Annotated in this window: 16 protein-coding genes and 1 pseudogene; 15 read left to right on the top strand and 2 right to left on the bottom strand. The window is 74.5% G+C overall.

What is annotated here, in order from left to right; all coding sequences use genetic code 11:
• Nucleotides 1-110 precede the first annotated feature (110 nt).
• Nucleotides 111-611: a flavin reductase family protein gene (locus I5Q34_RS23555; RefSeq protein WP_199894387.1), complete on the top strand. Its 501-nt coding sequence runs from the start codon at nt 111-113 to the stop codon at nt 609-611.
• Between the two features lie 170 nt (nt 612-781).
• Here the strand turns inward: I5Q34_RS23555 and I5Q34_RS23550 are convergent, their stop codons facing one another.
• Together I5Q34_RS23550 and I5Q34_RS23545 are read right to left on the bottom strand one after the other, a co-directional pair.
• Nucleotides 782-2,023 (bottom strand): MFS transporter, encoded by a 1,242-nt coding sequence (locus tag I5Q34_RS23550; RefSeq protein WP_199894386.1) that lies wholly within the window; start codon nt 2,021-2,023, stop codon nt 782-784.
• Between the two features lie 919 nt (nt 2,024-2,942).
• Nucleotides 2,943-3,089, bottom strand: a pseudogene (locus tag I5Q34_RS23545) (TerD family protein); the annotation flags it as partial.
• Nucleotides 3,090-3,302: 213 nt separating this feature from the next.
• On the opposite strand from I5Q34_RS23545, the gene I5Q34_RS23540 reads away from it, so the two are divergent.
• From I5Q34_RS23540 to I5Q34_RS23475, 14 genes are all read left to right on the top strand, one after another.
• Nucleotides 3,303-5,984 carry a LuxR C-terminal-related transcriptional regulator gene (locus I5Q34_RS23540; protein ID WP_199894385.1) on the top strand — a complete coding sequence of 894 codons (2,682 nt, stop codon included), beginning with the start codon at nt 3,303-3,305 and terminating at the stop codon, nt 5,982-5,984.
• Between the two features lie 223 nt (nt 5,985-6,207).
• Nucleotides 6,208-6,648: a hypothetical protein gene (locus tag I5Q34_RS23535; RefSeq protein WP_307811726.1), complete on the top strand. Its 441-nt coding sequence runs from the start codon at nt 6,208-6,210 to the stop codon at nt 6,646-6,648.
• A 143-nt stretch (nt 6,649-6,791) separates the two neighbouring features.
• A complete protein-coding gene (locus tag I5Q34_RS23530) occupies nt 6,792-7,748 on the top strand; it encodes an ACP S-malonyltransferase (RefSeq protein WP_267912008.1) in 957 nt (318 codons plus the stop codon).
• Nucleotides 7,745-8,500, top strand: coding sequence for a 3-oxoacyl-ACP reductase FabG (gene fabG, locus I5Q34_RS23525; protein ID WP_199894382.1), 756 nt, complete (start codon nt 7,745-7,747; stop codon nt 8,498-8,500). The genes I5Q34_RS23530 and fabG overlap by 4 nt, the downstream gene beginning before the upstream one ends.
• Nucleotides 8,501-8,548: 48 nt before the next feature.
• Nucleotides 8,549-8,872, top strand: a complete 324-nt coding sequence (locus tag I5Q34_RS23520) for an acyl carrier protein (RefSeq protein ID WP_199894381.1) — start codon at nt 8,549-8,551, stop codon at nt 8,870-8,872.
• Entirely contained in the window at nt 8,872-9,357 is a 486-nt protein-coding gene (fabZ, locus tag I5Q34_RS23515) for a 3-hydroxyacyl-ACP dehydratase FabZ (protein WP_199894380.1), read from the top strand. The genes I5Q34_RS23520 and fabZ overlap by 1 nt, the downstream gene beginning before the upstream one ends.
• Nucleotides 9,354-11,558, top strand: coding sequence for a GNAT family N-acetyltransferase (locus tag I5Q34_RS23510; RefSeq protein ID WP_199894379.1), 2,205 nt, complete (start codon nt 9,354-9,356; stop codon nt 11,556-11,558). Before fabZ ends, I5Q34_RS23510 begins: the two co-directional genes overlap by 4 nt.
• Nucleotides 11,546-12,802 (top strand): DUF6365 family protein, encoded by a 1,257-nt coding sequence (locus I5Q34_RS23505; RefSeq protein WP_199894378.1) that lies wholly within the window; start codon nt 11,546-11,548, stop codon nt 12,800-12,802. Before I5Q34_RS23510 ends, I5Q34_RS23505 begins: the two co-directional genes overlap by 13 nt.
• Nucleotides 12,803-12,841: 39 nt before the next feature.
• Nucleotides 12,842-13,834 (top strand): aminomethyltransferase family protein, encoded by a 993-nt coding sequence (locus I5Q34_RS23500; protein ID WP_199894377.1) that lies wholly within the window; start codon nt 12,842-12,844, stop codon nt 13,832-13,834.
• Nucleotides 13,835-13,926: 92 nt separating this feature from the next.
• Nucleotides 13,927-16,326 carry a beta-ketoacyl-[acyl-carrier-protein] synthase family protein gene (locus tag I5Q34_RS23495; RefSeq protein ID WP_199894376.1) on the top strand — a complete coding sequence of 800 codons (2,400 nt, stop codon included), beginning with the start codon at nt 13,927-13,929 and terminating at the stop codon, nt 16,324-16,326.
• Nucleotides 16,323-17,324, top strand: coding sequence for an ABC transporter ATP-binding protein (locus I5Q34_RS23490; protein ID WP_199894375.1), 1,002 nt, complete (start codon nt 16,323-16,325; stop codon nt 17,322-17,324). The genes I5Q34_RS23495 and I5Q34_RS23490 overlap by 4 nt, the downstream gene beginning before the upstream one ends.
• A complete protein-coding gene (locus I5Q34_RS23485; protein WP_199894374.1) occupies nt 17,325-18,536 on the top strand; it encodes an ABC transporter permease in 1,212 nt (403 codons plus the stop codon). It abuts the gene before it with no gap.
• Nucleotides 18,533-19,126 (top strand): hypothetical protein, encoded by a 594-nt coding sequence (locus I5Q34_RS23480; protein WP_199894373.1) that lies wholly within the window; start codon nt 18,533-18,535, stop codon nt 19,124-19,126. The genes I5Q34_RS23485 and I5Q34_RS23480 overlap by 4 nt, the downstream gene beginning before the upstream one ends.
• Complete coding sequence (locus I5Q34_RS23475; protein WP_199894372.1) at nt 19,123-20,190, top strand: glucose-1-phosphate thymidylyltransferase; 1,068 nt, start codon at nt 19,123-19,125, stop codon at nt 20,188-20,190. Before I5Q34_RS23480 ends, I5Q34_RS23475 begins: the two co-directional genes overlap by 4 nt.
• Nucleotides 20,191-20,193 lie beyond the last annotated feature (3 nt).

The raw sequence follows: 20,193 nt of genomic DNA, 5'->3' as shown, positions 1-20,193 counted from the left end.
GGCGGACGGCCGCGGGGCGGCCCGGTCCGCCGGCGTTGCCCGCCGCCTTTCCGGCGTTCCGCGCCCGCCCCGGCGGCCGCGGGACCCCACCACATCGAACGGGAGAACAGATGCTGGAGCAGCGCTCCTTTCGCGACATCCTGGGCCGGTTCACCACCGGCGTCGTGCTGGTCACCGCGCAGACGCCGCACGGTCCGGTGGGCATGGCCGTCAACTCCTTCACCTCCGTGTCGCTGGAGCCACCGCTGATCGCCGTGTGCGCCGCGCGGTCCTCGACCACCTGGCCGGCGATCCGGTCCGCCGGGGGCTTCGCGATCACCGTCCTCGGGGGACAGCACGAGGCCGTGTGCCGGGCGTTCAGCACCCGGGGGGCGGACCGGTTCACCGGCGGGGAGTGGTCGTTCACCCGGGGCGGGCACCCGGTGCTGCTCGACGGGCTGGCCTGGCTGGACTGCCGGATCTCCACCATCCAGCCGGCGGGCGACCACGAACTGGTCGTCGCCGAGGCCCTGGAGGGCGCGCTGACCGGCCTGGAGGGCCCGCTGGTCTTCCATGCCGGCCGTTACACCGGGCTGGCCCCCGCTCCCGAACTCGCCCGGGAGTGTGCCTGAGCGGACGCGGTGACGCCGTGGGGTGCGGACATGCCCGCGGCCGGTGGGCAGCCCTGGGAGTGGGGTCTGCTCACCGGCCGCGGGCCGGCGGAGGGCCGGTCTGTCCGGTACGGGACGGCGGGGGTTCCATGCCGTACGGGTCACCGGCCCTGGTGCGGGCGGGCGTCCGGTCAGGACGTCACGGCCGCCTCCTCCGCCGGTTCGGGGGAGCCCGCCGCCACGGCGGCCGACTTGCGGACGGTCAGCCGGTGGGCGAGCTCGGACAGGCCCAGGCCGAGGACGGCGATGACCGCGGCGATGTAGCCGAGGCTGCCGGATCCGCCGATCGACAGGCCCGCACCGCCGATGGCACCCGCCAGGGCGATGGCCACGTACAGGATCGAGGCGTGCAGCGAGACCAGCACCGAGGCCAGCGGCGGGTTCAGCCCGATCAGCCGGTGCTGCTGCGGCGCGCTCATGCTGAAGCACGCCACCGCGAAGACCGCGATGAAACCGATCGACGCCGGGAACGACCCGCTGAACACCTGCACCAGCGCCAGGCAGACCGCGACCCAGATCAGGCAGATCGCCATCACGCCGCGGCCGCCGATGCGGTCGGTCACGATGCCGGCGAGGTAGCTGCCGATGACCGAGATGATGCCGAGGACGAACATCAGGGTGGCGACCTTGCCGCCGGAACCGCCGGTGGCGCCGTCGAAGATGTCCGCGATGTAGGTGTAGAGGACGTACACCGAGGTGAACGCCAGCGCCGTGGTGCCCAGCGTGGTCAGCACCCGCGGGTCGGCCAGCGGCACGAACCGCTTCTTCAGGCTCTCCGCCGGCGGGGTGGGGATGTTGCGGGGCACCAGGGTCAGCAGGCCGATGATGCCGACGACGGCGAGGCCGGCGACGAACCACATCGTGCCGCGCCAGCCGAAACGGCTGCCGAAGGCGGTGCCGATCGGGGCACCGAACGCCGTCGCGGCGGTGAAGCCGGTCAGGACGGTGGCGATGGCCCGGCCCCGGCGCTCCGGCGGTACGAGTGCGGCACCGGAGGAGGCGCCGACGGGTACGAACAGGCCGGTGCCGGCGGCCGCGACGGCCTGGGCGACCAGCAGCAGCGGATAGTTCGGCGCGACGGCCGCACCGATGGTGCCCACGAGGTAGACCAGCGCGGCGCTCAGCAGGACGACGCGGCGCGACCACGCGGCGGTGGCCGTCGCGAACACCGGCCCGAGGATGGCACACGCCAGCGCGTAGACCGTGACCACCTGGCCCGCGGCCGCCGTCGAGACGTGCAACGAGTCCTCGAGGTGCGGCAGCATGCCGGCCAGCACGAACTCGTTCGTGGCGACCGCGAATACGCCAAATCCCAGGAGCGGGACGCTGAACCGGGACACCTGCCCCGGTACTGCGTCAGCGGCATTTGACACTTACTTTCCTCCCGTGCAGAGTCCACAATCCAGCAGGCGTAACAAACCGTCACCTCATACGTGAATCCGGGCTGCGCACCGCGGGGATCAACGGCATCCTGGGACGCGGAAGTTGACGCCGTCGGCAGTGCACCCGCATGTCGTCTGACGTACCGAGACAGCTGATGGCATCACGCCAGAAGCACTTGACTCGTATCGTCCAGGATCCTGTGTTCATAAGTCCAATACGCAGTCCGTCTGACTGCCATAACGGTTCATTATAAGGATGGAATAAATAGCCTTCTCGTGAACGTGGCGGATGAAATGGGTTTCGCCGAAGCCGCCGGAGTGCATTTCGCCGGGCCCGGCGCGAACACGCAAATTCACTGACCTGCAAGGGAATTGAAGTGCCGCCGTGCGCACGGTGCCGCGGTAGCGGCGGTGACCGGGGGCGGATCCGGGGCACGGGCGGATCTCGGTCGGGCCGGCCTCGGCCTACGACCTGCCGTGATGGCTCGTGGACGTCCATCGGTGCGCGGGGCGCGGGTGATGCGGAGGAGGCCGTGCGCGGACGCGGGGTTCCCGCCACGGGTCGTCTTCGGGACGAGCGGTCCTCATCTCCCGGCGGAGCTTGCGGTGAAGGGACTTGAGGACGTCGCGATTGCGCCTGCGCCGGTCGCGGAGATCCGCTCGGCGACTTTGCGCGGAGCGCTGCCGGTGCGAGGGCTATTGCTTTTGCGGGGCGGGAGAACGGATCTGCCGGCCCGGCGGGGAATGCGTTGATTCGGCGTCCGTGGAAGGCGGTTCGGGTGGTGGGGATGAGGGGGTTTGCCCCAGCCCCGCCCTTTCACCGTTTCCGCAGGGGCTGCGCCCCTTCGCAACCCGCGGGCGGGCGAGGACCGGTGGCGCGCGACGCGCGGGCGAGCGGGGGCTACGCCCCCTGCCCGGACGCCCCGCACAACAGCGCGCTGGCGTCCAGGTCGCAGCCGGACCCCGCCCGCCAGCCCAGCCCGACCGTGACCGCGGTCAGACCGGGCACCTGCCTGCTCAGCGAGACGTTGCCACCCTTGGTGAGGGGCACACCCATCGACTTCCTCCGCAACTGCTCCGTCCGCGGCCGCGCCCGACGCGGCCGCCTCGCCCGCCATTTTATTGCTTGCGCAATACTGGAACTCAAACCAGGGCGGGCTGACGCACCGTAAACGGTACTTACCAGTACGTACTGAACTTATGGGCACCAATGGCCTTTCGGTACGCATTGCTACCATCCCCCATCATCTGTGGATCATGTAGGGGAGCGATGAACGTCCACGACGCCCTGGCAGACCTGGTCATCGGCAGCAAGCTCGTTCCGCCGGACGTCTCGCACGCGATCCACCGCCCGCGCCTCACCGAGCGGCTGGACCGCGGCGTCGCCGGGCGGCTCACGCTCGTGATCGGACCGCCCGGTTCGGGCAAGAACTGGCTGCTCTCCTCCTGGGCGCGGACGAGCGGACGGCTGCCGGGCCCCCTGGCCTGGCTCACGCTCGACGAGGAGGACAACGATCCGCTGCGGCTGTGCGCCCATGTGATCGCGGCGCTGCGCGGCGCCGTGGCGCGGACCGGGGGCGCCACGCAGCTGGAGGTGAGCGTCCCGCCGCTCGCCTCGGCCGACTCCGTCGACTCCCTGGTGACCCAGCTGCTCAACCAGCTCGCCCAACTCCCGTCCCCCGTCGTGCTCGTCGTCGAGAACCTCCACGAGCTCACCGGGCCCGCCTCCGCCCTCGTCCTCCGCCTCGTCCGGCACGCCCCGGACCGGCTGCGCATCGTCCTGTCGGCGCGGACCGTTCCCGAACTCGCCCTGCGCGGCATGCGCCTGCGCGGCGAGCTCACCGAACTCCGCAGCGCAGAGCTGGCGTTCCGCATGCCGGAGCTGCGCGAGCTGCTCGCCGCCCGGTCCGTCGACCTCCCCGGGCCGCAGGCGGAACGCCTGCTGTCCGGCACCGGCGGACAGCCCCTGGCCCTGCGGCTGGCGCTCGCCGCGCTCCCCGAGGGCGACGCCGGACAGACCCCGTCCTGGCCCGCCATGCCCAAGCAGCTCGACCTGGTCCACCTGCGGCGGGAGGTGATCGACCGGCTGCCCGAGGAGTGCCGCGAGGTGCTGCTGCGCACCAGCATCGTCCGCGAGACCTGCCCGTCGCTCGCCCAGGCGCTCTCCGGCCGCAAGGACGCCGGCGCGGTCCTGCACCGTCTCGCGACCGAGCACGACCTGCTGACGGCCGTCGATCCGCAGGAGCCCGGCGGTCCCGTCCACTACCGGCACCACCCCCTCATCCGGGAGCTGCTGCGCGGCGAGTTCGGGGAGCGGACGGAGCGGCGCGGCATCGAGGCCGTGCACCTGGCGGCGTGCGACTGGTACCGGCGCAACGGCCGGCTCCTGCAGGCCGCGCGGCAGGCCGTCGCGGGCGGCCGGCACCGCCTGGGACTGAAGCTGGTGCGTTCGGTCGGCTACCGGCTGTGCGTGAGCGGCCGGGCCCGCGCCGTGCTGGACGTCCTGGAGTCCGTACCGCCGCACCGGCTGGACCGCGACCCGCACGCGGTCCTGCTCGGCGCCGTGGCCCGGATCGCGGTCGACCCGGGCACGGACGTCTCGGCGCGGCTGCGGCGGGCGGAGGAACTCTTCGAGCGGGCACCCGCGAAGCCGGCGTCCGCGACGGCGCTGATCGCCTTCTGCCGGATGGTCGGCGACCAGTACCACGGCCGTGTGGAGGCGAGCCTGCGCCACGCACGGGAGGCGGAGGAGCACCTCTTCCTGCCCGACCGCCCCTACCAGTTGGACGACGACACCCGGGCCGCGCTCTTCCTGCCGTACTTCGGCGAGTTCCAGTGGTGGAGCGGGCGGACCTGCGAGGCCCGCGAGACCCTGCTGCGCGCGCGGGCCGGGGCCGAGCGCGCGGGGATCGAGTTCGCCGCGCTGCACAGCCGGCTCGTGGCGCTGCGGATGGACATCGGGACGGGACGGCCCGGGCGCGACGACTGCGTGCGCGAACTGCTGCGCACCGTCGAGTCCCGGGGCTGGGCCCACCAGCAGCCGCTGTGCGCCGTCTACCTCGTGGCGGGCTGGTGGGCGTGGTGGCGGCACGACCTCGCCGAGGCCCGGGCCATGCTCCGCTCCTTCCTGACGGCCGCCCGGCAGCCCGGCTACGGGCAGCTGCTGGAATCCGGGCTCCTGGAAGGCGAACTCCTCCTGGCGGAAGGGCATCCGGGCCGCGCCCGCGACTTCCTGGCCGCCCTCCGCGACCGCCTGGAGCGTCACGAGCCGCCGGCGGCCTACCGTTCCCGGCTGCTGGCGGCGGAGTGCCGCGCCGCCCTGGACCTGGGCCTCGTCGACCAGGTGCGGGACCGGCTGCGCGGCTCGGGGACGGCGGCGTCCGCGTCCGCCCGGATCGCCGTGGTCGCGGCGCGGGCCCAGACCCTCGGCAGGGCTCCGGCCGAGGCGCTGGCCACCCTGCGGTGCCACTCCCCGGCGACGGGCGCACGGAGCGCGATCCACGCGGACGTCTTCGTCGAGACCGCCCACGCGCACTGGACGCGCGGCTCCCTGCGCGCGGCGCTCGACGCGGTGGACCAGGCCCTGGAGGCGGCGGCGCCCCTGGCGTACCACCGGCCGTTCGCCGACAACGGGGCCTGGCTGCGCCCGCTGCTGCGCACGCACCGCTCGGAGCGCCGGACGCACGCCCGGTTCGTGGACGGCCTGCTGGGCACGGACGGCGCGCCGACGACCGCGTCCCCGGCCCCGGCCGCGACCGTGCTGCTCACCCCGCGCGAGGCGCAGGTCCTGGCGGCCCTGCCGAGCCATCTGAGGCTCGCGGACATAGCGAAGGGCCAGTACGTCACGGTCAACTCCATCAAGACGCAGGTGAAGTCGCTGTACCGGAAGCTGGGCGTGTGCAGCCGCCGGGAGGCCGTCGAGGCCGCGCGGCGGCTCGGTCTGCTCAATTGACGCACTCCGTGGGAGAGTCGTTCCCATGTTGATCTCTGCACATCGGCGGCGCAGACACGTTGCGGCGGCAGCTCTCCTGCTGGGCGCCGCCCTTTCCTTGACCGCCTGCGGTGAAGAGCGCGCCACGGGACCGGCGGCGGCCGGCCCGGCTTCGTCTCCGCCGTCTCCTTCTTCTCCTCCTTCTCCTTCTCCTTCGGCTTCGAGCCCCGGTGCCCCGCCCGCCATGCCGTACGTGGAGCCCGGAGCCGGTGACGGTGCCCCGCACTACCGCGAGAACAACGGCTTCCGCATCCCGGGCGACATGTCCCCCGCGAGCGCGAAGGACGCGCAGAAGGAGGCCGACCGCATCGAGCCCGTCCTCAAGCGGCTCTGGGAAGCCAGGACGTGGGATCCGAAGAGCGTGCGCGCGGCCATGCTCAAGCTCGGGTACGAGGAGGAACGGACCGGTCCGAAGGGCAAGCGGCTCGGCGGAACGCTGACCGTGCGGGAGATGGACGCGCGCTTCGTGACCGATCACTACGTCACGCCCGAGGGCGCGCTGATCGGCCTCCGCGTCCACGACGACGCCTGCGTCACCGCGTTCGTCCAGAAGACCAACTACCAGGTACAGACCAACGGTCCGTACCCCGAGGCCGGCTGCTTCGAGCCGCGTCCCGGTCACTGAACCGGCCACCGCACACGCCCAGAGGTAGACGGTTCAAGCAAATCGATCTTTTCACCCGCTTCGGGTGAAGCCCCTTCACCCCGGACTCTGATTCCCTCTGGGGGAACAAGATCCGCCAGTCCGCCTGAAGGGGCCCATTCCGTATGACCGCCGTGTGCGCGTTGTTTCCCGGGCAGGGGAGCCAGAGCGTGGGCATGGGTCGCGACCTGTGCGCGTCGTTCCCCGAGGCCGCCGCCGTGTTCGACGAGGCGGGCGAGGTTCTGGGGCTGGACGTACGGGAGTTGTGCTGGCGTTCCGACCGGGCGGTCCTGGCCGCGACGGAGAACGCCCAGCCCGCGCTGCTGACCTGTGCCGTCGCGGCGTGGCGGGCGCTCGCCGCGGGCGGGGTGACCGCCGCCGCGGCGGCGGGGCACAGCGTCGGGGCGCTCGGCGCGCTGGTCGTCGCCGGATGCCTCGGCTTCGGCGACGCGGTGGCGCTCTCCCGGCTGCGCGGCGGGCTGATGGCCGCCGCGCCCGGCGACGGCGCCATGGCCGCGGTGCTCCTCTCCCCCGCGATGCCGCGCGAGCGCGTCGCGCGGATCGCGGAGGACTGCGGCGTGGACCTGGCCGCCGACAACAGCGCGCGGCAGGTCGTCTACTCCGGCGAGCGGGAGCGGATGGACCGCTTCCGGTCCGGGGTCGGCGCCCGCGCGAAGGCGCTGGACGTCTCGCACGCGTTCCACAGCCGCATGATGAAGCCGGTCGAGAAGGACTGGCGCGCCGCGGTGGACCGCGTCGGCATCCGGCCTCCGCGCGTTCCGGTGGGGCTCATCAGCCGGGGCGTCTTCGGCACGGACCCGACGGCGATCCGGGCGGACCTGGCCGCTTCCCTGTGCGCCCCCGTGCGGTGGCGCGAGGTCATGGCCGGGGCCGGGACGCATCCGCGGGTGGCCCTGGGCCCGGCCCGGTCGCTGGCCGGCATGGAACGCGGCGCGGACGCGGCCGTGCCCGTCCGGGCGGCCGACACCTCGGCCGCGGTCCGGTCCGTCCTCGCGGCCCTGCGCCGGCAGGCGGATCCCCACGTCATCGATCGAGCCGACAGGCAAGGAAGTTGGGCATGAGCTCCTTCGGGTGTTTCCCCGATCCGGCGGTGGCCCTGGTCACCGGTTCGTCCAGGGGGATAGGCCGGGCCTGCGCCCTGGCGCTGGCCGAGGCCGGGTGCGACGTCGTCGTGCACTGTGTGACGCAGCGTCAGGCCGCAGAGGACACGGCCGAGGAGGTCCGTTCGCTGGGCCGCAGGGCCCTGGTGGTGCGGGCCGACGTGGGCGTGGAGGACGACGTCCGCGCCATGTTCCGGGAGATCCGCGGGGAGTTCGGCCGCCTCGACGTGGCCGTGGTCAACAGCGGCATCGTCGCGGACGGCCTGCTCGCCGCGATGAGTCTGGACAAGTGGCGGCGGGTCCTCGACACCAACCTCACCGGCGCGTTCCTGACCTGCCGGGAATCGGTCAAGCTGATGCACCGCACCGGCGGCTCCCTCGTCCTGATCGGCTCGACGAGCGGCCTGTCCGGGACGCCCGGCCAGGCCAACTACAGCGCCAGCAAGGGCGGTCTGCACGCCTTCGCGGCGAGCCTGGCCAAGGAGGTCGCCGACCGCGGGATCCGGGTGAACGCCGTCGCCCCGGGGTTCACCGAGACCGACATGCTGCGGTCCGCCGCGCCGGTGGTCCGCGAGAAGTACCTGCGGCTCATTCCCGCCGGGCGGCCCGGCGAACCGGCCGAAGTGGCCAACGCCGTGCGCTTCCTGGCCTCCCCGGCCGCCAGTTACATCACCGGCCAGGTCGTGGTGGCCGACGGCGGACTCACCGCCTGACCCCCTCGCCACCGTCTCCCCCCACCCGAAGGAAAGGTGCTCATCCCCATGACCCACGCCGACCTGCGCAAGCGCGCCGAGGAGCGCACCGCGCTCAACCAGCGGCTCAAGACCCTCCTCGTCGACAACCTCGAACTCGCCACGCCCGCCGAGGAGATCGGCGACGACCAGCCGCTGTTCGGCCGCGGCCTGGAGCTCGACTCCCTCGACACCCTGGAGATCGTGGTGATGGTCGAGGAGAACTTCGGCGTCTCCATCAGCGACGACGACTCCGGCGTCTTCGGATCGGTGAACAAGCTCGCCGATTTCATTATCGAACAGGGCGGCATCATCGAGCAGGCCGGGGAGATCCCCGCCGTGGAGAGCGTCTGATGCCCGACCTGCTGTCCTTCGACGCGGACCGGATCCGCGCGATGCTGCCGCACCGGTGGCCGATGCTGCTGCTGGACCGGGCGTTCGACGTCGACCCCGGCCGCAGCGGCTCGGGCATCAAGAACGTCACCGTCTCCGAGCCGTTCTTCGCCGGGCACTTCCCCGCGCAGTCCGTCATGCCCGGCGTGCTGCTGATCGAGTCGATGGCCCAGCTCGTGGCCGTGATCTACGGTGCCCGCCACCCGCAGGACGGGTCCCCCGAGGCGGCGGCCGAGGCCGCGGACCGGGTCGGATACCTGGGCGCCATCCGGCAGATGAAGTTCTCCCGGCTCGTCGTGCCCGGCGACCAGCTGCTGCTGCACGCCCGGCTCGGCGCCTCGATCGGCACCCTGACGGAGGTCTCCGTCCGGGCGAGCGTGGGGTCCGAGGTCGTGGCGAAGGGCTCCCTCGTCGTCAGCGAGCGTCCGGGAGCGGATGCGGCGTGAGCGAAGTCCGGGCGTTTCGCCGCGGCGACGCCGAGCAGGTCGCCGGCCTCTTCCACCGGCAGCAGGTCGGGCCGCACACCGCACGTGAGCACCCCATGGACGCGGCGGGGCTCCTCGCCGTCCTCGACGAGCGGGGCGTGCGCCGGATGCAGGTCGCCGAGTCCGGCGGCGCCGTCGTCGGCACGCTCGGCTTCTTCCGCACCTCCGGGCAGCGGGTGGCCGCGCCGGACGAGGCCTTCGCCGGCATGTTCGTCATCGACGCGCGCCACCGCGGCGGCCTGATGGCGGGCCGGCTGTTCGCCGAATCGATTCTCCCGCTTCTGGACGACGGGGTGGACGTGCTGCGCACGGAGGTGCGCCCCACCAACCGGCGGGCCGCCCCGCTCTACGAGCGCGTCGGTTTCGTCGCCCTGGACGGTCCGGCCGCCGACGAGGACGGCTACACGGAGCTGGTCAGCTTCCTGCCGCGCGTGCTGCGCGGCCTCCGCGAGCGCTACCCGCACCTGGACTGGAACTCCCTGGCCATGGGCGCCAGTTGGCGCAGCCTGATCAACCGCTCCGACCCCGGTGCCACGCGCGTGGAGACCGTCGGCGGCCGGACGGCCGTCCGCTACCGCTTCGCGGTCGGCGACGCCTCGGTGTCGGCGGCGGTCGACGGCCCGACGGGCACGCTGACCGAGCTGGACGTCACCGTGGCCGGCACCACCACCCGCAACCGGACGGCCCCGCCCGCCCCGGAGCCCGCCGCCCCGGTACGCCGGCACGCCGACGGGCCGTGGTCCCTGGCCCTCGACGAGGGCACGGGCCTGGTCACCGTGCACCACGACGCGCACCCCGGCGCGCTGCTGCTCGACCCGTGGCCCGTGCTGGGCCCGCCCTTCCTGACCGGCTGGCGCCGCCAGGCCCGGCGGCGGCTGGCCGTACGGGAGACCGACGGCGGCTGGCACGTCACCGAGGGCGACGACCGGGCGAGCCTGCACCGGGAGACGGTGCTGCGCGACGGCGTCCTGCACCAGCGCGTGCGGTGGCAGGGCCCGACCCCGCCCGTGGACTCGCTGCTGGCCCTGCCCTGGCACCAGCTGCGGCAGGCCCAACTGGTCACCGCCGACGGCGTCCTGCCGTCCGTCCGCGGACTGTGCCCGGAGGACCTCACCGACTACGAGGCGCTGTCCGCCGACCGCCCCCACCCGCTGTGGGGCGAGCGCGCGGAGCAGGGCATGGCGTGGTGGGACCCGGCCGGCGGACTGGCGCTGCGGCCCGAGTGGGACGCGGGTGTGGAGGCCCGCTTCGGCGGCGCCGCGCTGCCCGCCCTGCGCCAACGCCTCGTCCAGCGCCGGGAGTTCGGCTACCGCGTACGGCTGTCCCGGGCCTGGAGCCCGGCGGAGCTGCTGCCCGGCGTGGCCCCCGCCGCCCTGCCGGACCTGCGCGCCTGCGCACCGGCCCCCGCTCCGGCCGCGCCCCGGCCACCTGCCGAAGTCACCTTCGGGCAGCGGACGGTGGCCCGCCGTACCGTCGCCACGGCCGCGACGGCCGACGGCGAACTGCTGCTGAGCGCGGCGGACGGCGGTGTCGTGCTGTGGCGCGACGCCGGCGAGCGGGTGCTGTCGAGCCCCTTCCCGCGCCGCCGCCCCCTGGGCTCCCTCACGGATTGGCGCGCGGGGCTGTGGGTGGACCGGCAGGGCCCCCGGGAGGACCCGGAGACGGGCCTGGGCTGGGGCGAGAGCACCGGCCCGACGTGGCAGCAGGCCGAGGACTTCGGCCTCGCCGCGCCGGATCTGCACTGGTCGATGTCCCCGTCCGGCGACGGGAGTTGGACACTCCGGGTGGACGGCGCGCCCGTCCCGGCGGACGGCGAGGCCGTCGTCCACCTCACCCCGGCCGCGCCCTCCTCGCCCCAGCTGCTCCTCTCCGGCGCCGACGGCACCGTCTGGCACACCGCGCCCCCGCCCGCCGGCCGCCTGTGGACCTCGTCCCTGGCCGTGCGCCTGGCGGACGGCCGCTGGCTGACCTGCCGCCCCGCAGGCGGCGCACACCAGGAGGTGCTGTGCCGGGTCCTCGACGACGGCGTGCTCGTCAGCCTGGTCGGCCGGCTCGGGACGGCCGCGCGCTGGACGCTGGCCGTGACCGCCGACGAACGCGAGGCGACAGCCGTGATCACCCACCAGACCGCACGGGAGGCGGCCGGCACATGCGCATCATGATCGTCTGCCCCGGGCGGTTCAGCCTGGGCGAACTGCACAACGCCATGCTGCTGGCGGGCCAGCTCCGGCGGGCGGGGATGTCCCCGCTGCTGGTGGTGCCGCCGCAGAACGCCGCGTACGCGCGCGCCGCCGGCGTGCCCGTACACGAGTTCGCGCCCCGCCTGACCCGGCAGGACGCGCAACTGGCGGCCATCGCCGAGGAGTTCGGCCCGGACGGCGTCATCCTCGCCGACCACCATCTGCTCACCCTCGAACCGGCCCCCATCACCCTGGACGGCCTGCGGGCCCTGGGCCGGCCGCTCGCCGCCGTGGACTCCCTCGCCCTGGGCGCCGGCGTCCCCGGGATGGCCATGGAGATCGCCCGGCTGCCCGGGGCCGAGACCATGCGCCGCTGGTACGCGCCCCGGATCGACATCCCGCCGCTGCCCGACGACGTGACCCCGCTGCGTCCGGTGCCGGTCGCGCCGCCGAGCAAGGCCGACGGCGCGTTCCGGCTCTACGACGCGCCGCCCGTGGTGGACCGCGACCGGGCCCTGGCCGTGCGCGCCGCGCACGGGGTGGGCGAGGACGGGCTGCTGGTGGTCTTCCCCAAGTCCGCCTGGGCGTCGACCGCGTTCGACTACATCGCCAAGGCCACCGGCTCGGGCTGCGACCACCGCGGCCTGTTCCGCACCTGGCTGGCCCGGATCCTGCGGCGGCTGGAACGCCCGGTGACCGTCGTCGGCGTCGGCCGCGGCCCGGTGGCCGCCGGCCCGGCCGACGACGCCGTCCGCTTCGTGAACAGCGCGCCGCTGCCCCTGGCGGACTTCACCGAACTGCTGGGCGCCGCCGACCTGTTCCTCACCGACAACATCACCTCGTGCGCGATGGCCCGCGCCACGCTGCTGGGCACCCCGGCGGTCGCCCTGCTGCACGAGGGCGGTCCATCCGGGCCGCAGGAGCCCGCCGACCAGGCCGCCCTCGACGCCTTCGAGGAGCACCTGCCCGGGGTGCTGTTCCCGTACGCGGTGTTCCCGTACGGCTGGCGGGCGGAGCTCGCGCCGCTGCTCACCGGCAATCCGTTCCTCGACGCGGTGGCCCGCGCCCCCGTCTACCACGCGGCCGGCGCGGCGGAGCGCATCGGCGAGGTCCTGGCCGGCGCGGCCGGGGGCCACGTCCCGGGCCGCGACGCCCTCCTCACGTCCATGAACCGCCTCCCCGACGGCCCGCAGACCGTCGCCACCTGGCTGCACGCAAGCCGCTGACCGCCTCATCCGAAAAGCCCGAAGAGCCCAAGGATCCCCATGACCAACACCATTGACACCGACTACCGCATGCTGCGCACGACCGTGGGCGTCTACGAGCGCACCGACGCCCTCCTCGAACTCACCGGTCTCGAACGGGCCGAGCTGCTGTCCCGCGTGCTGGCCCGCGACACGCAGTACGTCGAGCCGCTGACCGTCTCGGACAGCCTCGTCCTCACCGAGGAGGGCCTGCCGCAGGACATCGTCGGCCACATCGAGCTCGACGAGGCGACCTGGCTGCTGGCGGGCGACGCCCGGCTGGCCGACGTGCTGCGCAAGGAGGCGGCGGACGCCGGCCTCGCCGAGGCCACCGTCACCGACCGCACCGGCGCGTACGAGGCCGTCGCCTTCGAGGGGCCGCTGGCCTGGCGGATGGCGGCCCGGCTGACCGACTTCGAGGTCTCCAGCCTCGTCCTGGGCGGGGTGTGCGAGGTCCAGGCGCCCACCGGCGACGCGCAGGCGCTGCTCGCCCGCACGGGCACGACGGGCGAGTACGGGTACGTGCTGCTCGCCCCGGCGGGCCTGGGCGTCCGCGCGTGGGCCGAGGAGGCCGCGGCCGGACTGGGCGGCGGGCCGGTCGGACCGGCCGCGCTGGAGCGGGCCCGGCTGGAGGTCCGGCACCCGTGGGTGCCGGGCGAGGGGCTGACGGCCCGCGAGGCCGGGGTGCAGTGGCTGATGACCGCGGGCCGCGAGGAGCCGTTCCGCGGCGGCGAGGCGCTCGTGTCGCTGCCCTCGCCGCGCCGGGGCACGGTCCTGCTCGCGTCGGAGCAGCCGCTCACCGAGGGAGCCGAGGTCTTCGCGGGCGACGCGAAGGTGGGCACCGTCCTGTTCACGACGGCCGCTCCCGAGGGCGCCGGGCAGCTGGCGATGGGCCTGCTGGACCAGCCGTTCGCGGTGCCGGGCCTGGAGCTCGCGGCCGGTGCGGCGGCGGTGCGGACGGTGTCGTCACCGGCCGTCGTGCCGGTGTCCTGGTCCCGTCGCATCGGGGAGTGACCGTGGACGCCGTACTGCATTCCCCCGGGGGAAACCCCCGGGCCGGCCGGACGGAACCACAGCACCGGACCGGTGACGCGAGGCCGACCGCGGTGATCACCGGGGTCGGCATGGTCTCGGCCCTCGGGGCCGGCGTCGAGGAGTCCTGGGACAACCTCGTCGCCGGCCGCGGCGGCATCGTCAGGGCCGACCGGATCGATCTCACCGGCCTGTCCACCGAGTTCGCCGGCCAGGCCCCCGACCTCCCCGCGCCCGGCGGGGGCGAGCGCCCCGACCGGGCCGTCGAACTCGCCCTCGCCGCCGCCGGGGAGGCCGTGCGCCGCGGCCGCTTGGCCGACGCCGGCTACCGGCCGGAGCGGCTGGGCCTGGTGGTGAGCACCTCGCTGGGCGGCACCCGCACCGGCGAGACGTTCCACCGCGCGTGGCTGACCGACGGGCTGGCCGACGCCGACCCGCGGCCGCTGTCCGCCTACACCCTGCACGCCTGCGCCGACGCCGTGGCCGCGGCGCACGGCCTGCACGGGCCGCGCTCGGTGGTCTCCAACGCCTGCGCGGCGGGCGGCGTCGCCATCGGCTACGCCCTGGAGCTGCTGTGGGGCGGGGACGCGGACGCGGTGCTGTGCGGCGGCGTGGACCCGCTGAGCCTGGTGTCGTTCAACGGCTTCAACTGCCTCGGCGCCCTGGACGAGCACCCGTGCGCGCCCTACACCCGCTCGCAGGGCCTCACGCTCGGCGAGGGCTCGGGCTTCCTGCTGCTGGAGCGCGAGGACCGGGCCCGGGCGCGCGGCGCCGAACTCGTCGCCGCCGCGCTCGGATACGGGCTGACGGCCGACGCGTACCACCCGACCGCCCCCGACCCCGGCGGCGCGGGCGCCGTCCGGGCCATGGCCGTGGCCCTGGCCGAGGCGGGGCACGAGCCCGCCGAGGTGGACTACGTCAACGGCCACGGCACCGGGACCCCCACCAACGACGTCGTCGAACCCAAGGCGATCCGCGGCCTGTTCGGCACTCCCCCGCCGGTGAGCTCGACGAAGTCCCTGATCGGCCACACCCTGGGCGCGGCGGGCGCCATCGAGGCCGTGTGCTGCGCGCTCGCCGTGCAGCGCGGCGTGCTCCCGCCCACGCTCACGGACGGCCCGGCGCCGCAGGACCTGGACATCGTCCCGGAGCGGGGCCGTCCGGGCCCTGCCGCGCTGACGCTGTCCAACTCCTTCGGTTTCGGCGGCAACAACGCCTCCGTCGCCATCGGCGCCCCCGGCCGCCCCCGGACCCTCCCCGAGCCGGACGCACCGGCCCGGCGGGTCGTCATCGCGGGCGCGGCCGGACTGGCCGGCGGCGCGGTGGACGACACCGAACTGGCGGCGGCCTTCGACGCGGCCGCCCCGCTCTACGGCGGCGAACCGGTGGCCCTGGACGGCTTCCCCGCGCACCCGCTGGGCCAGCCGGACCTCAAGGCCATCACGCGCGGCATCAACCCGGCCGTGCTGCGCCGCATGGACCCGCTGGGCCGGCTGGCGGCCGCCGCGGTCAAGCAGCTGCACGACCGGTGCGGACGGCCGGGACGCGCGGAGGCCGAGCGCACCGGGCTGCTGTTCGCCACCGGCACCGGGCCGATCAGCACGGTGGAGCGGTTCCACCGCGACGTGGTGCTGCACGGCCCGTCGGCGGCCGACACCCGGCTGTTCCCCAACACCGTGATGAACGCGGCCGCCGGCCACGTCGCCGTGCTGCACCGCTTCCGGGGCGTCACCGCGACCGTCTCCAGCGGCGGCACCAGCATGACCAGCGCCTTGCACTACGCGTACCGGCTGGTGCGCCGGGGCGCGGCGGAGCGGGTGCTGGTGCTGGGCGCGGACGAGGCGCCCGACGTGCTGCTGGCCGGCTACCTCGGGCGGCGCGGCTACCTGAGCCGGGAGGGCGTGCGGCCCTTCCACGGCGGCGGCACGGTGCTGAGCGCCGGGGCCGTGGCGGTGCTCGTCACCTCCGAGGAGGAGGCGGAGCGTTCGGGCCTTCGGCCGCTCGCCGAGATCACCGGCTTCGGGCTGACGGGCGACTCCGGCGGGATCGCCGGGATCGACCGGTCCGGGACGGCGTGGGCGGACGCCTTCCGCGCGGCGCTGGACGCGGCCGGCATCGGGCCGGACGAGGTGGACCTGGTCTCGGCCGCCGCCATGGGCCACGTCGTGGCCGACCGCGCGGAGCTGTCCGCGCTGCGCGCGGCGGGCCTGGACTCCCGCCCGGTGGTGGCGTCCAAGTCGGTCGTGGGCGACGCGGGCGGTACCGCGCCCGGGCTCGCCCTGCTCGCGGCCCTGCGGGCCATGGACACCGGCCGGCTGCCCGGCACATGGGGCGTGGACGCCGCGCCGCGCGCGCTGCCGGGTCTGGTCCCGGCGGCCGGCGCGGAGTGCGGTCCAGTGCGGCACGCGCTGGTCTCCAGCTTCGCGTTCGGCGGCAGTTACCAGGCCATGGCGGTCTCCCGGTGGCCGGCATGAGCGCGGTGCAAGGGCTGATACCGCAGCCGGCGGCCCTCGACCGGGACGACGACGTCCTCACGGCCGAGGGCCTGACGAAGACCTTCGGCACCCGCACGGTCGTCGACGACCTGTCGCTGCGGGTCGGCGCGGGCGAGATCCTCGGGTTCCTCGGCCCCAACGGGGCGGGCAAGTCCACGGCCATCGCCATGCTCACCGGCATCCTGCCGCCGGACCGGGGCACCGTCACCATCGACGGGCTCGCCCTCGGCGGCCGGACGGCCCGTACGGCCAAGTCCCGCATCGGCGTGGTCCCCCAGGAGATCGCCCTCTACCCGAGCCTGACGGCCCGTCAGAACCTGCGGTTCTTCGCCGGGGTGCAGGGCCTGCGCGGCGCGGTCCGCTCCGAACGCGTCGACTGGGCGCTGGAAGTGGTCGGGCTGACCGACCGCGCGGCCGACACCGTCTCCTCCTACTCCGGGGGCATGCAGCGCCGTCTCAACATCGCCGCCGGCCTCCTGCACCGGCCCCGGCTCGTCTTCCTGGACGAGCCGACGGTCGGCGTCGACGCCCAGAGCCGCGGCCTGATCTTCGAGACCGTGCTGCGGCTCCGCCGCGAACTGGGCATGTCCGTGGTCTACACGAGCCACTACATGCCCGAGGTCGAGCAGCTCTGCGACCGCATCGTCATCATCGACCGCGGCCGCATGCTCGCCGAGGGCACCCGCGCCGCACTCGTCGCGCCCCTCGGCGACGGACTCCTGCGCTGGGAGCTGCCCGGCGGCGCCCCCGAGGCCGTACGGGACCGACTGGCCGCCCACGGGCGGGTGGAGACCGAGGACGTCCCCGGCGGCGAGGCCCTCGTCATCACGGCCCGCGACCTGGCGGGCGCGCTCGGCGCGGTCACGGACCTGGCCCGCCGGCACCACCTCCCGCTGACCGGTCTGCGGCTGGACCGGCCCGACCTCGAATCCCTCTTCCTCCAGCTCACCGGCCGCGCGATCAGGGACGGTTCCTGAATGTTCACCGTGATCCGCAAAGAGCTCGCCGTCGTCCTGCGCGACCGGGCGGCGATCCTCACGCTGTTCCTCTCCCCCCTGCTGTTCATCAGCGTGATGAGCCTGGCACTCGGGCAGGCCTTCGCCGGCCTCGGCGAGACCGCCAAGGTCAAGGTGGCCGTCGTCGACCACGACGGGAAGGAGGCCGGCCGCGCCCTGGTCGCGGCCCTCGGCGGGAGCAAGGACCTCGAACTGGTCACCAGCAGCGGGGGGAAGGCCCTCAGCGAGACGGACGCCGACCGCCTCGTCCGGACCGGCAGGAGCACGCTCGCCCTGGTCGTCCCCGCCGGCTGGTCGCGCGACACGGCCGCCGGGCGCACGCCCCGGGTGGGCTTCGTGGTCGACCCGGCCGCCTCCGGCCAGGTCGTCCAGCCCCTGGAGGCCGCCCTCAAGGCGACCGCGGACCTCGTCGCGACGAAACAGCACGCCGTCACCGCGCTCTCCGCGCAGCTGGCCACCGCCAAGGACCCCGCCGCGAAACGGAAGTTGAGCGGCGAGATCGAGGCGTTGCGCAAGCAGCAGGCCGACACCGCCGCCGACACGCGCTTCCCCGCCGGCACCAAGCAGACCAAATACCCGACGGTCTTCCAGCAGAACGTCCCCGGCTACACCGTGATGTACGTCTTCTTCATCGTCACCACGATGGCCGGCTCGATCATGACGGAGCGCCGCGAGGGCACCTTCCGCCGCCTGCTGTCGACGCCGCTGCCGCGCTCGCGGCTGCTGCTGGGCAAGATCCTGCCGTACGCCCTGATCACCATCGTCCAGGTGGTCCTGCTCACCGCGTTCGGCAACCTCGCCTTCGGCATGTCGCTCGGCGACCACCCGCTGGCCCTGATCCCGGTCACGCTCGCCCTGGCGTTGTGCGCCTGCTCGCTGGGCGTCCTGCTGGCCGCCTGGGCCCGTACCGACTCGCAGGTCAGCGGGCTCGGCACGATCGCGGTCCTGGTGCTGGCGGCGCTCGGCGGCTGCATGGTGCCGCTGGTGTTCATGCCGGACTTCATGAAGTCGGTGGCGCAATTCACCCCGCAGGGGCAGGCATTGACGGCCTACCAGGACGTCCTGGTGCGCGGCGCGGGGGTCACGGACGTGCTGCCCGCGACCGGGATCCTCTGCGGCCTGGCCGTCGCCTTCCTGGCCCTGGCCGTGCCCAGGTTCCGGTTCCTGCGGTGAGCGTGCTCCTGCTGGCCCGGGCGCCCGGGATGCCGGCCGACGCCTTCGGGCGCGCCCGCAGCCCGGCGGGCCGCGCGCTGGTCGAGGCGGCGGCCGGGTACGTCCCAGGGCTGCGCGGCCTGCGCGCGGCCCGGGACGAACGCGGCTGGCACTGGCCGGGCACCTCCTGGCGGGCCACCGTCTCGCACACCGGCCCGGCCGGGGCCGCCCTGCTCGCCGAGGGCGTCCACATCGGCGTCGACCTCCAGCGCGAGTGCCGCCGCCCGGCGGCGCTGCGCTGGCTCGGGCGCGTCCTGGCCGCCGGGGCCGGACCGGACGAGGAGGTCCCGGCGCCGGACCTGCGCACCTGGGCCGAGGTGGAGGCCCTGCTCAAGGCCCGGGGCACGGCCGGCCGCCGCCCCGACAGCGTCCCGCCCCCGCCCGCCTGGCGGCCGGGCTGGCGCCGCTGCCACGACGGCCTGTGGCTGCTGAGCACCCCCACCGGCCCCGTCGCGCCCGCGGCCCACCTCGCCGTCGCCGCCGCCCGCCCGCTCGCGTTCCGCGTGCGGGTGCTGCACCACCTCTCGTCCCGCAGGAGCGTCCGCCCATGAAGGCCCTCGTACTCGCCGGCGGCACCGGCAGCCGGCTGCGCCCCATCACCCACACCGCCGCCAAACAGCTGCTGCCCGTCGCCAACAAGCCCGTCCTCTTCTACGGGATCGAGGCGATCCGCGACGCGGGCATCACCGAGGTGGGCGTCGTCGTCGGCGACACGGCACGCGACATCCGCGCCGCGCTCGGCGACGGCTCCCGCTTCGGTATCCGCGTCACCTACATCCCGCAGGAACAACCCCTGGGGCTCGCCCACGCCGTCCTGACGGCACGTCAATTCCTCGGGGACGACGACTTCGTGATGTACCTCGGCGACAACTTCGTCGTCGGGGGCATCACCGCGCTCGTCGAGGAGTTCCGCGCCGAACGCCCCGACGCGCAGATCCTGCTCACCGAGGTGAGCGACCCGAGCGCCTTCGGCGTCGCCGAACTCGACGCCGAGGGACGGGTCGTGGGCCTGGAGGAGAAGCCCGCCGCGCCCCGCAGCGACCTCGCCCTCGTCGGCGTCTACCTCTTCACCCCCGCCGTCCACGAAGCCGTACGCGCCATCACGCCCTCGGCCCGCGGCGAGCTGGAGATCACCGACGCCCTGCAGTGGCTTCTCGACACCGGCCACCGGGTCCGCTCCACCCGCGTCACCGGCTACTGGAAGGACACCGGCAACGTCGCCGACATGCTGGAGGTCAACCGCTCCGTCCTCGACACCCTCGCCACCCGCGTGGACGGCACCGTCGACGCCGCCTCCGAACTGATCGGCCGCGTCGTCGTCGAGGCCGGCGCGCGCGTGACCGCCTCGCGGATCGTCGGCCCCGCCGTCATCGGCTCCGGAACGACGATCACCGGCTCCTACGTCGGCCCGTACACCTCCATCGCCGAGGACTGCGAACTCCGCGACAGCGAGATCGAGTTCTCGATCGTGCTGCGCGGCGCCCTCATCGACGGCGTGCGCCGCGTCGAGGCGTCCCTCATCGGCCGCGAGGCCAGCGTCACCCCCGCCCCCCAGGTCCCCGCCGCGCACCGCCTGGTACTCGGCGACCACAGCAAGGTCCAGATCCACGCATGACCA

Origin of the sequence: Streptomyces sp. AV19 (assembly GCF_015999245.1) — a bacterium.
GTDB lineage: Bacteria > Actinomycetota > Actinomycetes > Streptomycetales > Streptomycetaceae > Streptomyces.
This window is presented reverse-complemented; position numbering and strand designations above follow the sequence as displayed.

Excerpts from the sequence above, each read along its gene's own strand:
- I5Q34_RS23540 (WP_199894385.1), top strand. The coding sequence starts at position 3,303 with ATGAACGTCCACGACGCCCTGGCAGACCTGGTCATCGGCAGCAAGCTC.
- I5Q34_RS23505 (WP_199894378.1), top strand. The coding sequence starts at position 11,546 with ATGCGCATCATGATCGTCTGCCCCGGGCGGTTCAGCCTGGGCGAACTG.
- I5Q34_RS23485 (WP_199894374.1), top strand. The coding sequence starts at position 17,325 with ATGTTCACCGTGATCCGCAAAGAGCTCGCCGTCGTCCTGCGCGACCGG.
- fabZ (WP_199894380.1), top strand. The coding sequence starts at position 8,872 with ATGCCCGACCTGCTGTCCTTCGACGCGGACCGGATCCGCGCGATGCTG.
- I5Q34_RS23490 (WP_199894375.1), top strand. The coding sequence starts at position 16,323 with ATGAGCGCGGTGCAAGGGCTGATACCGCAGCCGGCGGCCCTCGACCGG.
- I5Q34_RS23520 (WP_199894381.1), top strand. The coding sequence starts at position 8,549 with ATGACCCACGCCGACCTGCGCAAGCGCGCCGAGGAGCGCACCGCGCTC.
- I5Q34_RS23555 (WP_199894387.1), top strand. The coding sequence starts at position 111 with ATGCTGGAGCAGCGCTCCTTTCGCGACATCCTGGGCCGGTTCACCACC.
- I5Q34_RS23530 (WP_267912008.1), top strand. The coding sequence starts at position 6,792 with ATGACCGCCGTGTGCGCGTTGTTTCCCGGGCAGGGGAGCCAGAGCGTG.
- fabG (WP_199894382.1), top strand. The coding sequence starts at position 7,745 with ATGAGCTCCTTCGGGTGTTTCCCCGATCCGGCGGTGGCCCTGGTCACC.
- I5Q34_RS23475 (WP_199894372.1), top strand. The coding sequence starts at position 19,123 with ATGAAGGCCCTCGTACTCGCCGGCGGCACCGGCAGCCGGCTGCGCCCC.
- I5Q34_RS23535 (WP_307811726.1), top strand. The coding sequence starts at position 6,208 with ATGCCGTACGTGGAGCCCGGAGCCGGTGACGGTGCCCCGCACTACCGC.
- I5Q34_RS23500 (WP_199894377.1), top strand. The coding sequence starts at position 12,842 with ATGACCAACACCATTGACACCGACTACCGCATGCTGCGCACGACCGTG.